Source organism: Pseudomonas fluorescens (assembly GCF_012974785.1).
In the GTDB taxonomy this organism is placed as follows: domain Bacteria; phylum Pseudomonadota; class Gammaproteobacteria; order Pseudomonadales; family Pseudomonadaceae; genus Aquipseudomonas; species Aquipseudomonas fluorescens_BT.
In genome coordinates, this window is sequence record NZ_CP027561.1 from 5237098 (window position 1) to 5250403 (window position 13306).

11 protein-coding genes and 1 riboswitch are annotated in these 13306 nt (G+C 60.7%); of the genes, 4 read left to right on the top strand and 7 right to left on the bottom strand.

Annotated elements, in window-relative coordinates; genetic code table 11:
- Positions 1-64: 64 nt before the first annotated feature.
- From C6Y56_RS23790 to C6Y56_RS23810, 5 genes are all read right to left on the bottom strand, one after another.
- Positions 65-727: an SGNH/GDSL hydrolase family protein gene (locus C6Y56_RS23790; RefSeq protein WP_169431871.1), complete on the bottom strand. Its 663-nt coding sequence runs from the start codon at positions 725-727 to the stop codon at positions 65-67.
- 137 nt (positions 728-864) lie between these two features.
- Entirely contained in the window at positions 865-2229 is a 1365-nt protein-coding gene (locus C6Y56_RS23795) for a DUF1329 domain-containing protein (protein WP_169431872.1), read from the bottom strand.
- A 28-nt stretch (positions 2230-2257) separates the two neighbouring features.
- Complete coding sequence (locus tag C6Y56_RS23800; RefSeq protein WP_169431873.1) at positions 2258-4147, bottom strand: DUF1302 domain-containing protein; 1890 nt, start codon at positions 4145-4147, stop codon at positions 2258-2260.
- A 319-nt stretch (positions 4148-4466) separates the two neighbouring features.
- Complete coding sequence (locus C6Y56_RS23805) at positions 4467-6149, bottom strand: fatty acid--CoA ligase (protein WP_169431874.1); 1683 nt, start codon at positions 6147-6149, stop codon at positions 4467-4469.
- 147 nt (positions 6150-6296) lie between these two features.
- The gene (locus C6Y56_RS23810) at positions 6297-7481 is read right to left on the bottom strand and encodes an MFS transporter (protein ID WP_169431875.1); all 1185 of its coding nucleotides are present in this window, start codon (positions 7479-7481) and stop codon (positions 6297-6299) included.
- 98 nt (positions 7482-7579) lie between these two features.
- Between C6Y56_RS23810 and C6Y56_RS23815 the strand changes: the two genes are divergently transcribed.
- Complete coding sequence (locus C6Y56_RS23815; RefSeq protein ID WP_169432705.1) at positions 7580-8353, top strand: AraC family transcriptional regulator; 774 nt, start codon at positions 7580-7582, stop codon at positions 8351-8353.
- Here the strand turns inward: C6Y56_RS23815 and C6Y56_RS23820 are convergent.
- Positions 8337-8966, bottom strand: a complete 630-nt coding sequence (locus C6Y56_RS23820; protein WP_169431876.1) for a LysE family translocator — start codon at positions 8964-8966, stop codon at positions 8337-8339. The two genes, C6Y56_RS23815 and C6Y56_RS23820, sit on opposite strands and share 17 nt — an antisense overlap.
- Positions 8967-9057: 91 nt before the next feature.
- Here C6Y56_RS23820 and C6Y56_RS23825 point away from each other — a divergent pair, with 91 nt between their 5' ends.
- The 3 genes from C6Y56_RS23825 (at position 9058) to C6Y56_RS23835 (ending at position 11891) form a co-directional block, all read left to right on the top strand.
- Complete coding sequence (locus C6Y56_RS23825; protein ID WP_169431877.1) at positions 9058-10023, top strand: 2-hydroxyacid dehydrogenase; 966 nt, start codon at positions 9058-9060, stop codon at positions 10021-10023.
- Between the two features lie 33 nt (positions 10024-10056).
- Positions 10057-11055: a class I SAM-dependent methyltransferase gene (locus C6Y56_RS23830; protein ID WP_169431878.1), complete on the top strand. Its 999-nt coding sequence runs from the start codon at positions 10057-10059 to the stop codon at positions 11053-11055.
- 39 nt (positions 11056-11094) lie between these two features.
- A riboswitch (yybP-ykoY riboswitch) is annotated at positions 11095-11219 on the top strand.
- Between the two features lie 87 nt (positions 11220-11306).
- The gene (locus C6Y56_RS23835; protein WP_169431879.1) at positions 11307-11891 is read left to right on the top strand and encodes a TMEM165/GDT1 family protein; all 585 of its coding nucleotides are present in this window, start codon (positions 11307-11309) and stop codon (positions 11889-11891) included.
- Positions 11892-11936: 45 nt separating this feature from the next.
- Here C6Y56_RS23835 and C6Y56_RS23840 read toward each other — a convergent pair whose 3' ends face one another.
- Complete coding sequence (locus tag C6Y56_RS23840; RefSeq protein ID WP_169431880.1) at positions 11937-12755, bottom strand: M48 family metallopeptidase; 819 nt, start codon at positions 12753-12755, stop codon at positions 11937-11939.
- Between the last annotated feature and the right edge of the window lie 551 nt (positions 12756-13306).

The window sequence follows — 13306 nt, forward strand, 5'->3', positions numbered from 1 at the left end:
AATCACCACCTCCGAATACGGGCGGCAACTTCCGCCCGCCGTGGCGAAGTCCGAAAAATGCAGATCACAGTTGTGCCTGGATGCTTCGAGTGACCGATCTGGCAAGCTGCTCATAACCTGCTTCGGTGTAGTGAACGTCAGTATCCGACTCACGCAGATTGTCCGAAAGTGCCGCCGACACGGCTTCCAGATCGTTTATCGGGATCCCCATCCGCTTCATCACATCCGCGGCGGCTCGATTATATCGGCCGACATCGTCACTGTTGCGGCCAGGTTCCTGCGCAGGTACGACGGTCACACTCTGAAAGATCACCTTCGCCCCTGTGGCTTTGAGTTTTGTCGCGATCTGCGCAAGGTTGATTGCATACTGATCCAGCGGAACGGCAATCGAGCCGTTGATCTTGTCACGGTTTTCCTGTGTGACGGGGCCAGGACGTCGATAGCACAGATCCCACAGACCAAAGTTGAAACTGATCACATCCCATTTGCCACCCTCGAGCCAGGCGTCGAGGTTCTTGAGGCCATTGGTCGAATCCTGAGCGTTGCCGATGTTGTGGACAACTTCGGCCTCTGCGGCCAGCGACTTCGTGACATAGGGTGTATAGCCGATCGAAATGGAGTCGCCGATGATCAGTACGCGAGGTTTGTCGTGTGAGCCGGCATGACTGCTACCGATGACAAAAAATGAAGAGAGTATCAGGGCCTTGATGAATGAACGCTTGAGCACGAGTGGCCGTCCGTAGATTTCAGTCGCGACAGTCTACCTTCAGATTACGTCAGAACAAGGCACTTGAGGGGCAGCCGATAAAAAACGCCCCGAACCAGTCGGGGCGTTTTTTCGAGGATGCGGCCTCGGGTTACAGCTTAGCGGATACCGTCCTGGCCCAGGTTGCCAGGCTGGAATTCGCTTTTGGTGGCAGAGAACCCGAAGTCATAAGCCTGTTTCTCTTCGTTCTTCATGCCCAGTGCCAGATAGCGACCCGATTGCAGGTCGTACAGGGTTTCCAGCGCGTACCACGGCACTTGCTTGTCGTAGTAGTCCTCGGCATGGGCCTCGGCGACGCGCCACAGCTGACCACGACCGTCGTAATGGTCGATGACGGCGGCCTGCCAGGTATCTTCATCGATGAAGAAGTCACGTTTGGCGTAGATGTGACGCTGACCCGGTTTCAGGGTTGCCACCACATGCCAGACGCGACGCAGCTCGTAACGGGCCAGGTCCTGGTTGATGTGGCCGGCCTTGATGATGTCGGCGTACTTCAGCGTCGGCGAATCGATCTTGTAGCTGTTGTTGGCAATGTACATCTCTTTCTTGCCTTCCAGCTTCCAGTCATAACGATCCGGTGCACCGTTGTACATGTCGAGGTTGTCGGAGGTACGCAGGCCGTCCGCCGCAGTACCCGGACCGTCATAGGACACTTGCGGTGCCTGACGCACACGACGCTGACCGGTCGCATAAACCCAGGCCTTGCGCGGCTCCTTCACCTGGTCGAGGGTCTCGTGCACCAGCAGCACGGTACCTGCCAGACGAGCCGGTGCGGTCACTTTCTGCTTGAAGTAGAACAGCACGTTGCCCGGGTTGGCCGGATCGTAGTCCTTCATCTTGTCGCGGAACACGAACTGGTCCTGGAAATACACCAGGCTGAACGAGCCGTTGGTCTGCGGCGTCGCCTGAGTCACCAGACGGGTCACGCTGCCACCGCGATAGCGGGTGATGTGGTTCCAGATGACTTCCAGACCGTCTTTCGGGATCGGGAACGGGATGGCGGTCTGGAAGTTTTCCAGACCGTTACCCCCGGCCACCAGCGTGGTGGTCGTTGCGTTTTTCTTGATGGCGGCGAACACGTCATCCGGCACGGTAGCACCGCGATGGGACGGGTAGACCGGCATTTTGAAGGTGTCCGGGTAACGCTTGAACATCGCGTACTGGCCCGGTGCAAGCTTGTCCTTGTACTGGTCGACGTTCTGCGCGGTGATGGTGAACAGCGGTTTCTCACTGCCGTACGGATCGGACAGGAAGCCTTTGCTGTCGACCGTGCCGGCATTCTTCGCCAGCGGCTTCCAGGCCGGGATCGAACCGTCGGCGTTGCCCGCCATCTCGGCGCCCATCGGGGTCAGGCTCTTGCCCAGTTTGTCGGCTTCGGCGGCAGGGACCGCCGCCATTACGCTGGTGGCCAGCAGCGAAAGCCCCAGAACACCGGCGTGGAACAGACTCTTTGTTATTTTCATGTGTTTGTTCGTCCTGAAAAAACTGTACTTAGAAGTTCACGCCAACACTGAGGGCAACGAAGTCGCGATCATCCACCGTGCTGTATTCGCCACCAAAGAAGTTGGTGTAGGCCAGGCTTGCGGTGTAGGTGTTCTGGTATTCGGCATCCAGCCCGAGGCTGATGGCCTTGCGGCCTTCCTCGAAGTTGCCGCCAGGGCCCGGGGAGTAACCCTTGACGTCGTGAGACCAGGCCACGTTCGGCTTCAGGTTCACACCGGCGAACACGTCGCTGTAATCCCAGATGGCACGAGCGCGATAGCCCCAGGACGTGGCGGTGGTGAACCCGTTGTTGTCGCAATTGCTGGAGCGGTTGCTGGTCGAAGCGCCAGGACCGGCACCGTTGATGGTCGAGGTGTTGAGGATCTGCGAGCAGGTGTTCAGACCGCCAGTGGACGGCAGTTCACCCGGACCGAAGACCGGATCGCGGCCGTAGCGGGCCTCGGATTTGCTCTCCAGCCCGCCGACGTGGGTCACACCGACTTCACCCACCAGGGTCAGGCGGTTGGCGCCCATGACCTGATCGAAGAAGTGCGTCAGGGTGGTCTGCAGTTGAGTGATTTCCTTGCGGTTGTAACCGTGCAGGTCCTGGCCCGGAACGCCATTGAGGATCGACGCGTTGGTCAGTGCACCGCCCAATGGACGCACACCGGCGAACAGGATATCCGTGGAGTTCAGTTGCACCGGTGCGTTCGGTCGGTAGCTGATCTCACCGCTCCACGCCGTACCGGTAGGCAGGGTGGTGGAGAAACTCAGACCGTACAGACGAATGTCCTCTGGATACTCGATGAAATACTCGGAGTTACCCGCCACCACCAGAGGGCCCAATGCCTGGAACGGGCCCGGGAGCGCCTTGACGCCGTTATAGATCGACTGTGGCGCGCCGGTTGCGCTGAAGATCGGCGCACGGCTGTGGTAGTTCATGAAATAGGCACCGAACTCGGTGGCCAGCGGATCGAACATGTACTTGGCCGAAACACCCCACTGCCCGCTGTCCCGAGCGTTGCGGTTCGGCGAACGGCGCACCAGCACGCCTTCTTCGTTGACGTCGACATTGGCGGCCGCCAGCGGGCCGAGGGCAACGCCCGGAATGGTCGAGCGCTTGTTCAGCACGCGCAGGTTGTCGTCGCAGCCGGTGGTGACGATGTCAGGCTGGGAGAAGAACGTGCCGCAGTTGTCGGTCACGGTCTTCTGCCAGTCGATCTGATAGAAACCTTCGGCGGACAGGTTTTCGGTGATGCTCTGGGACACGTAGAACATGTTGACCGGAATCAGGCCTTCCTTGATCTCGGCCCCCGGACGGCGGAACGCGGAAACATCGATCGGGTTGATCGAGTTGATGCCGCCACCGATGAAGGTACTTTCACCCCAGTTCACCACCTGCTTGCCCAGACGCACCGAGCCCGGCTCATCGGCAATGGCGTAGTTGTGGTAGATGAAGGCGTCAAGGATCTGCCCGCCCGAAGATCGTGCAGCCACGTCGCGGTTATGGTTGCTGACGTCCTTGTATTCCAGGTCCTGGTTCTGCAACGCGAAGTCGTACCAGTATTTGCCCCGGACGAAGACACCGGTATCGCCATATTTCAATTCGAGGTCATGGATGCCCTTGAAGATCTTCGAGAACGCTTGCCCGCTCTTGAAGTTCAAGTGACCGTCGTCAGAGGTCTGGGACAGGCCCCTGCCGCCGTTGTTGACACCAATAAGGTCCTTGTTCGGCTGCTGGGTCGAAATACTCATGCCCAGGGAGAGCGAGGAGTCGAACTGGCCTTCGATTTCACCGACGTTGAAACTGACGCCGAATGCGGGCCCGGCGAGCGTGGAGGCAAGACTGACCGCCAGAGGCAGTTTCGCCCGGCGCCAGAACTGGTTTACTGAGGTCATCGACGCTACTCCATGTGCATTATTGTTATGGCAGTGAGTACTTTTAAAAACGCCTGAAGGACCGGGCGCCAGAGGCCTCCCGAAATCGCTTCAATGTTGCATTGCCCCGTTCTTAAAAATCCTTGAGCGGACTATAGCCAGCAGGTGGTACTGCTTGATCCCTCTAAAGTGTGATTTGCAGCTGCCGGCCACTCTGGAACAGTCCTTTCGCCAGTCCGACACATGTCGGCACGGCAAGGATGGCTGAAAATTCGGATTTCACAAGCCAAGCGCTTGCTTGGTGGGTCTGGCGCGCCGTTTTCGGCGCGCCAGCGGACGCTCAGAGGGTCGAGAGGAAGGTGCTGTTGTTGGCCTGCCATTCAGTGATGTCGAGGCGGATGCGCTTCTTGTCGAGCTTGCCGACACTGGTCTTGGGAATTTCCGTAACAAGGGCGATCTGGCTTGGAATCGCCCACTTGCTCAGGTGCCCCAGTTCCACGAACGGCTTGAGGTGTTCCTTGAGCTCACGAGCCCCGATGGCATGCCCTTCGCGGATCACCAGCAAGGCAAACGGACGCTCACCCCACTGCGGATCGGCGATGCCCACCACTGCTACTTCACGTACCGCCACATGGCGGCTGATCAGGTCTTCGAGGTCCAGCGAGGAGATCCACTCGCCGCCGGTCTTGATCACATCCTTGATCCGGTCGCGGATATCGATCACGCCCATGCTGTCGAGTGTCGCGACGTCGCCGGTGTGCAGCCAGCCGCCGGCCCACAGCTCGGCGCCCTTCTGCGGTTCGTTGAAGTAGCCTTCGGTCAGCCATGGCGCGCGCAGTACCAGTTCGCCCTGGGTCTCGCCGTCCGCCGGGAGGAAATGGCCCTCGGTGTCGACGATCGCCGCTTCGACCAATGGCCCCGGCACGCCGGCCTTGATCCGGTAGGTGGTGCGCTCGTCTTCGGTGCCCGCCATCAACTCGTCGTTCAGATGTGCGCACGACACCAATGGCCCGGTTTCCGACATGCCATAGGCTGCCGTGAGCTGAATGCCCCGGGCCTTGGCCGCTTCATACAGGGAGCGGTTCAGCGCACTGCCGCCGATGACGATTTTCCAGCCGCCGAAATCGGTGCCTTGCGCGCCCTTGGCGTTGAGCACCATTTGCAGGATGGTCGGCACGCAATGGGAGAACGTGACCTTCTCCTTGCGCCACAGCTCGACCAGGAATTCCGGGTCGTAACGCCCCGGATAAACCTGCTTGAGCCCGAGCATGGTCGCTACATACGGAAGGCCCCACGCATGCACGTGGAACATCGGGGTGATCGGCATATACACATCGTTGGTGCCCAGCAGGCGCACGCTGTCGATGGCGCCCATGATGGTCGACACGCCCATGGTGTGCAGCACCAGTTGCCGATGGGTGAAATACACGCCTTTCGGATTGCCGGTGGTGCCCGTGGTGTAGAACGTGGTGGCGACCGAGTTCTCGTCGAAATCCTGAAAGTCGTACTGGGGACTGGCGGCCGACAGCAGTTGCTCGTACTCGCCCACCAGATTCGGCAGATCGGCGGTTTTTTCCGGCAGATCGGTCAGCAGCAGGGTTTTCTCCACCGTGGTCAGGTGCGGCGCGATGGCCTGGTACAGCCCGACGAACTCACTGTTGACCAGCACGAAACGGTCCTCGGCGTGGTTCATGGTGTAGAGGATCTGTTCCGGCGACAGCCGTACGTTGATGGTGTGAATCACCGCGCCAATCATCGGAATCGCAAACATGCACTCGAGGTAGCGATGGCTGTCCCAGTCCATCACCGCCACGGTGTCACCGGCCTTGACCCCGGCCGCCGTCAGTACGTTGGCCAGTCGCGCGACCCGCTCGATCAGGGTCGGATAGCTGTAGCGCAGCTGGTCACGGTAGATGATCTCGCGGGTTTTCTCGTAACGGGCGCCTGACATCAGCAGCCGTTTAATCAGCAGTGGATACTGGTAGGCCCCTTCGGCGGGCGGAATAACGCGAGTCTGCAACATAAGAATCCCTTTTCTGACTGCACGGTGTTGGCGTTGGAGTTTTGTACTCTAGAACCCTTATACGCCAGCCAAATCAGCCAAAGGAATGATTTGCAGAGCCGTACAAATGCTAGCTTTGCGCCAGCATTTGCCGGTATTCGTCACCGCTCAGGCCATTTGCCCTACAGACGCTTCGGAAGGCGTTCGTGGGAAAACCACCGCCGCGAGGAAAGTCAAAGCGCCAAAACCGGCCAGAATCAGGTAAAGCCCCACAAACCCATGGCGCGGTTCGACATAGGCAATCAGCGGAATCGCCGTCGCACTGGCACCGAACGATAAACAGTAACGCAGGGCAAATACCCGTGACTGCCATTGCGGCGCGACGAAATTGGCGACCATCGAATCGTTCACCGTCACCTGACCGAACACCACAAACATGAATGCCGCCCCAACGGCGATCACCGCCCAGCCATCGACATAAGCCAGCGCGAACAGTAACGGCGCCTGGCACAACGTCAGCACGATAAACGGCCATTTCAGGCTGACGCGGTGCAACACCCGACCGATGCTCAACTGCGCAATCGCACCGAAGGCGTAAGCCAGGCTCACCACCACACCGAGGGTCTGCGGCGAGGCGAACAGGTCATGCAAGCGCTCCTGAAACAGTTTTGGATAGGTCATGGTGGTGGCGTTGAACACCACCCCGCCGGTGGCCGTGGCCAAGGCCAGCACGCCGAACACCATGGCCATCGAAATCCGCTGGCCGCCGGCGCCCTTGAGCGCGGTGTGCGGACGCTTGGGGATCGGCTCCTCGCGCACCTGCAAGGCAAAACCGATCCCCAGCACGATGGCCACGGCACCCGGAATCAGGAACGCCGAACGCCAGCCGAACTGCGCCACCAGCAGACCGGTGATCAGCGCCGAGAACGCCACGCCAAGATTGCCCCACATGCCGTTGATGCCGATTTCGCGGCCACGATTTTGCGCATAGGCCACCAGCATCGCCGTGCCGACCGGGTGATAGATCGCAGCAAAAATGCCGATCAGGGTCAGGCCGATCACCAGCATCGTCGGGCTGTTACTGAAGCCGGTAACGATCGCCGAACCACCGATGCCGAAGAAAAACACCAGCATCATCCGTCGCCGGCTCCAGTGATCGCCGAGCCAGCCGGCCGGTAGCGAACAGGCGCCGAACGCGATGAAACCGCCCAGCGACAGGCCGATCAGCGCGGCGTAGTCGAGGGCGAAGGCCTGGGTCATGCCGAGCACGGCGGCGGGGAAAATCAGCATGAACATGTGATCGATCACATGGGCTGCGTTGATGTAGCGGATGACATTTCTGGATTGATTCATCGCGGCACGCTTTTCTTTTTATGAACAGGAAGGGTGTGAGCGCCTATGCTAAGTTGGCAAAAAAGCGCATTCCTGCCATTCAAGTCAGCGAACCGGACATGTTGATCAGCCATTTCGAACACGGCCCGGTGAGCGCCTACCCCCGGGATTACCTGGACGGCGCGCACCAGCCATTGCACCTGCATCGCGAGGCGCAGTTGCTGTATGCGGTGAGCGGGGTCATGCGGGTGGTCACGGCACAAGGTGCTTGGGTGATTCCACCGACCCGCGCGGTGTGGATCCCACCGCAGATCGGCCACGAGATCTTCATGTCCGGCGATGTGCAGATGCGTTCATTGTTCATCGCCCCCGAGCTGTCGCCCGCCAGCCTGCAACATTGTTGCGTGCTGGCCGTGACGCCGTTGCTGCGCGAACTGATTCTGCGCGCGGTGCAGGGCCCGCCCCACGCCGACAACCCGCTGATCCAGCAATTGATGCTGGAGGAGCTGGCCGGCCTCGAAAACCTGCCGCTGCACATTCCCATGCCCAGCGACCGGCGCCTGCAAAACATTTGCCTGGCGCTGCTGCGCGAGCCTGATCATCCCAACACCCTGGAAGACTGGGCGCAGCAGGTCGGCGCCAGCTCACGCACACTGGCGCGGCTGTTCCAGCAACAACTGAAGATGAATTTCAATGCCTGGCGCCAGCAATTGCGCCTGATGGAAGCCCTGCCCCGCCTGCTCGCCGGGGACAGCGTGCAGAGCGTGGCGCGGGATCTGGGTTACGGCAGCGCGCGGGCGTTCAGCGCAATGTTTCGCCGTTTGCTCGGGGACAATCCCCGGGAGTACCTCAACGCCCTGAATCAGCTCAGTTCGATCAATGCATCTCGGTGAACGCGAGTTTCACGCCGATGGCGATCAGCACGGCGCCCATGGTGCGGTCGAACCAGTGGCCCATGCGGGCGAAACCAGCGCGCACGCGCTGCTGGCTGAACAGCATTGCCACCAGGCAGAACCAGGTTGCGGTCGCGACGGCCAGATAAATCCCGTAGCCGGCCTGCACCGCCAGTGGCGTATGCGGGTTGATCACCACCGTGAACAGCGACAGGAAAAACAGCGTGGCTTTCGGGTTCAGACCATTGGTCACGAAGCCTGAAGTGAAGGCGCCACGGGCGGTGCGTTCGCCGGCCTCTTTGTGCAGGTCGTCAGTCACGGTCTTGGCGGGTTGCGCGCGCAGGGCCTTGTAGCCGATGTACAGCAGGTAAGCGGCGGCGGCCCATTTCAAAGCGTTGAACAGCACGATCGATTGGGAAACGATCAGGCCGATGCCCAGCAGCGAATAACCGACGTGCAGGAAAATCGCCGTGCCCACACCCAGCGCGGTCCAGGTCCCGGCGCGCCGACCGTGGGTCACGCTTTCGCGCACCACCACGGCGAAATCAGGACCGGGGCTGGCGACGGCCAACAGGTGGATCAGGGCAACGGTCAAGAATTCGGTCCAGTACATGGGGGCTCCTTTCGGCCAAGCGTAACGAGTTGTTTCATCTGGTAGGCTCGGCAGATTACGCCTTCCCTTCAAAGCACAACAGGTACAGTTGATGACGAACGCCCACCGCGCCGTATTCCTCGATCACCCGTCGCTGGATCTTGGCGATCTCGACTTGAGCCCTTTGCGCGACTGCTTCAGCGATCTGCAACTGTTCGCCCAGACGTTGCCTGCGCAGGTTGCCGAACGCCTGCAAGGGGCGACCGTGGCGATCAGCAACAAGGTCCTGATCGACGCCGCCGCCATGGCCGCCAACCCACAGCTGAAGCTGATCCTGATCACCGCCACCGGCACCAACAACGTCGATCTGGCCGCCGCCCGCGCCCATGGGATCACCGTGTGCAACTGCCAGGGTTACGGCACGCCATCGGTGGCGCAACACACGATCATGCTGCTGCTCAACCTCGCCACGCGGCTGGCCGATTATCAAAAAGCCGTCGGTGAAGGACGCTGGCAAGAGGCCAAACAGTTCTGTCTGCTGGATTATCCGATCGTTGAGCTGGAGGGCAAAACCCTCGGCCTGCTCGGGCATGGCGAACTGGGCGGCGCAGTGGCGCGTCTGGCCGAAGCCTTTGGCATGCGCGTGTTGCTGGGGCAGATTCCGGGACGTCCGGCCCGTACGGATCGCTTGCCGCTGGAGGAGCTGTTGCCACAGATCGACGCCCTCACCCTGCACTGCCCGCTCAATGAACACACCCGCCACTTCATCGGTGCCCGCGAGCTGGCGTCGATGAAACCGGGTGCTTTCGTGGTCAACACCGCCCGTGGCGGGCTGATTGACGAACAAGCATTGGCCGATGCACTGCGCAATGGTCATCTGGGTGGCGCGGCGACCGATGTATTGAGCGTCGAACCGCCAACCCAGGGCAATCCGCTGCTGGCCGCCGACATCCCGCGCCTGATCGTCACCCCGCACAACGCCTGGGGCAGCCGCGAAGCACGGCAGCGAATCGTCGGCCAACTGGTGGAAAACACCCAGGCGTTCTACAGCGGTAAGGCGCTGCGGGTCGTCAGTTGATAAACTGCGGCACTTTTTTTCACAGGAGCAGTTATGGATCCGCGCAGTGAAGTACTGCTTCGTCAGGTCGAGTTATTCCAGGGCTCGCTGTTGTTGGCCGGTCTGCCGGCCGATGACTTGCTCGGGCGCCTGCCCGACGCCTTCGGCTGGTGCTGGCATGCGGGTGACCAGGCGGCGCTCGACGCGCGCTTCGAAGGTCGCAGCCATTTCGGCGTGAATGTGCCGGAGCGCGAATTCGACGGCGCCGTGGTGTTCCTGCCCAAGTCCAAGGATTTGACCGACTACGTCCTCAATGCCGTGGCTTCACGTCTGGCCGGGCGTGAGGTGTTTCTGGTCGGGGAAAAGCGCAGCGGCATCGAAGGCGCGTCCAAGCAACTCAACCCGTTCGGCAAGCCGCGCAAACTCGACAGCGCACGCCATTGCCAACTGTGGCAAGTGACGGTGGCCAACGCTCCAGAAGCCAAATCCCTGGAAAGCCTGGCCCAGACTTATGAGCTGCCACTGGCCGAGGGACCGCTGAAAGTCATCAGCCTGCCGGGCGTCTTCAGCCATGGCCGACTGGATCGCGGCAGTGCCTTGCTGCTGGAACACCTGGACAAACTGCCGAGCGGTCATTTGCTGGATTTCGGTTGCGGTGCCGGGGTGCTCGGTGCGGCGGTCAAGCGTCGTTACCCGCACAATCAGGTCACGTTGCTCGACGTTGATGCCTTCGCTGCCGCCAGCAGCCGGTTGACCCTGGCGGCCAACGGCCTGGAAGCCGAGGTGCTGACCGGTGACGGTATCGATGCCGCGCCGATGGGCCTGAATGCGATTCTGAGCAACCCGCCGTTCCATGTCGGCGTTCACACCGACTATTTCGCGACCGAGAACTTGCTGCGAAAAGCGGCGAAACATCTGAAAAACGGCGGCGAACTGCGGCTGGTGGCGAACAGCTTCCTGAAGTATCAACCGCTGATCGAAGAACATCTTGGCGTGTGTGCGATCAAGGCCGAAGGCAATGGTTTCCGGATTTACCGGGCCAAGCGCGGCTGAAAATTAGCACTTGCCGAATGGATTCTGCCTAGGCAGAATCCGCTCCGTCCTAGGGGAGTAGTCTCCCACGAGCGCCATGCTCGTCCGGCATACGTCAACATACTTGATCCTCAGATCATGGCGTATGCGACCCAAGCGTCCGCAGCAGACGGATCGCAGGGTTTGACAAGACCTATGACACGCACACCTTACCCGGGGCGGGAAGGCTGTACGTGTCATAGCCGTGTCGACCCGCCCCTTAGGAAATCCTGATGCTGGACTCGTTACTCGTTCCCACCGCAATTGTTGCCCTGGCCGAAATCGGCGACAAGACGCAACTGCTCGCGCTGATTCTCGCCGCTCGCTTTCGCAAACCCTGGCCGATCATTGCCGGCATCGTCGCTGCGACCCTGGCCAACCACGCGGCAGCCGGTGCGGTAGGCGCCTGGTTCGGCAGTTTCTTCTCCGATGCTGTCCTGCACTGGATTCTCGCCGCAAGCTTCACCGCCACCGCCCTGTGGACGCTGGTGCCGGACAAGATGGACGACGACGAAGCCAGCACCGCCCGCAAGTTCGGGCCGTTCCTGACCACCCTGATCGCCTTCTTCCTCGCGGAAATCGGTGACAAGACCCAGATCGCCACCGTGATGCTGGCTGCGCAATACCCGGAACTGTGGCTGGTGATCATCGGCACCACGCTCGGCATGTTGATTGCCAACGTACCGGTGGTTCTGGCGGGTAACTTTGCCGCAGACAAATTGCCATTGACCCTGATCCGTCGCCTCGCGGCTTCGGCGTTCATGATTCTGGCAATCGTCGCGGTGTACAAGGCGATACAGAGCAGCGGCTGGGTCTGATCCGGCGGACCGCTCCCATACTCAGTGTGGGAGCGGTCATTTGTTTCAGGACTTGGGCGCTTTTTCGTAGAGCGGCATGACCTTCGGAATCGCCGCCTGCAAGGCAGCCGTGCGGCTGCTGGAGGACGGGTGAGTGCTCATGAACTCCGGCGGTGCACCTTCGGACGCCTTGCTCATCTTGTTCCACAGGGTGATCGCGGCGTTCGGGTTGTAGCCGGCGCGGGCAGCCAATTCCAGACCGATCAGGTCGGCTTCGTTCTCATTGGCGCGGCTGTTGGGCAGTGTCATGCCGTAGTTGGCCACGGTATCGGCCAGCGCCAGGCTGTCCTGACCCAGACCGAGCAACGCGCCGGCGCCCTGCTTGGCCATTTCGATGCCATAGGCCTTGGACATCGCTTCACGACCGTGCTCGCGCAGGGCGTGGGCGATTTCATGGCCCATGACCGCGGCGATTTCATCGTCGGTGAGTTTCAGGCTATCGATCAGCCCGGTGTAGAAAATGATCTTGCCGCCAGGACCGCAGTTGGCGTTGAGCTCGTCACTCTTGATCAGGTTCACTTCCCACTGCCATTGCGCCGCATCCGGACGGAAGTTCGGCGCCTGGGCGATCAAGCGGTTGGCAATCGCCTGAACCCGCTTGGCTTCGTTGCTGGTCTTGTCCAGCACACCTTTGCTGGACGCCTCGCCAACGGTCTTCTGATAGGACTGGGCATACATCTGGTCGACCTCTTGCGAGGACAGCATGCTGAACATGTACTGCTTGCGCTCCACGCCCACGGCACCGCCGCTGGTGGTGTTGACCGACTGACAACCGGCCAGCAACAGCGCCGCGCTCAGTGCACTTACAACCAATGTCTTGTTCATTCAAAAGCTCCCTGAAAACCTGCCGCGTATCCTAGGCGGGTAATTGTATCGACGCCAGATACAACGGACGTGTTGCACCTGTTTTCAGAAGACGCCCGCCAGTCCTGCAGGAAAAAATTCACATTCTTCGGCAAGCCTGCTGCAGCAGCGTCGCACACTGATCCATTTGCGACATCCGGCCCTGATTGCATGCGTTTTGCCTCATGGCGCAACAGTGGCTGCCGATACAGCAGCGGCAGACGTCCTCTCGCGTGCGGAGCTCCCATGAAGTTCAAGTCGATCCAGTTTTCCGTGGCCGCCCTGGCCGGCGCCATCGTGCTCAGCGTAGTCGCTGCGCTGGTGCTGTATGCGCTGTTCTCCGGTGCCCGCACCCAGGAAATGGTCCAGCAACGGACTCAGGCCCAGTTCGAGCAAGTCATCGAACAGCGCCTGACCTCGCTGGCGCAGACCCAGGTCAGCCAGATCCAGCGCGAACTGGAAGCGCCGCTGCTGATTGCTGGCGGACTGGTGCGCGTCAACGCCCTGCTCGGCACACCGGGCACCGACGGCCA

Bases quoted from the DNA above. Each gene is read 5' to 3' on its own strand.
- C6Y56_RS23800 (WP_169431873.1), bottom strand. From the start codon at position 4,147: ATGACCTCAGTAAACCAGTTCTGGCGCCGGGCGAAACTGCCTCTGGCG.
- C6Y56_RS23815 (WP_169432705.1), top strand. From the start codon at position 7,580: ATGTTGATCAGCCATTTCGAACACGGCCCGGTGAGCGCCTACCCCCGG.
- C6Y56_RS23805 (WP_169431874.1), bottom strand. From the start codon at position 6,149: ATGTTGCAGACTCGCGTTATTCCGCCCGCCGAAGGGGCCTACCAGTAT.
- C6Y56_RS23820 (WP_169431876.1), bottom strand. From the start codon at position 8,966: ATGTACTGGACCGAATTCTTGACCGTTGCCCTGATCCACCTGTTGGCC.
- C6Y56_RS23830 (WP_169431878.1), top strand. From the start codon at position 10,057: ATGGATCCGCGCAGTGAAGTACTGCTTCGTCAGGTCGAGTTATTCCAG.
- C6Y56_RS23835 (WP_169431879.1), top strand. From the start codon at position 11,307: ATGCTGGACTCGTTACTCGTTCCCACCGCAATTGTTGCCCTGGCCGAA.
- C6Y56_RS23795 (WP_169431872.1), bottom strand. From the start codon at position 2,229: ATGAAAATAACAAAGAGTCTGTTCCACGCCGGTGTTCTGGGGCTTTCG.
- C6Y56_RS23840 (WP_169431880.1), bottom strand. From the start codon at position 12,755: ATGAACAAGACATTGGTTGTAAGTGCACTGAGCGCGGCGCTGTTGCTG.
- C6Y56_RS23810 (WP_169431875.1), bottom strand. From the start codon at position 7,481: ATGAATCAATCCAGAAATGTCATCCGCTACATCAACGCAGCCCATGTG.
- C6Y56_RS23825 (WP_169431877.1), top strand. From the start codon at position 9,058: ATGACGAACGCCCACCGCGCCGTATTCCTCGATCACCCGTCGCTGGAT.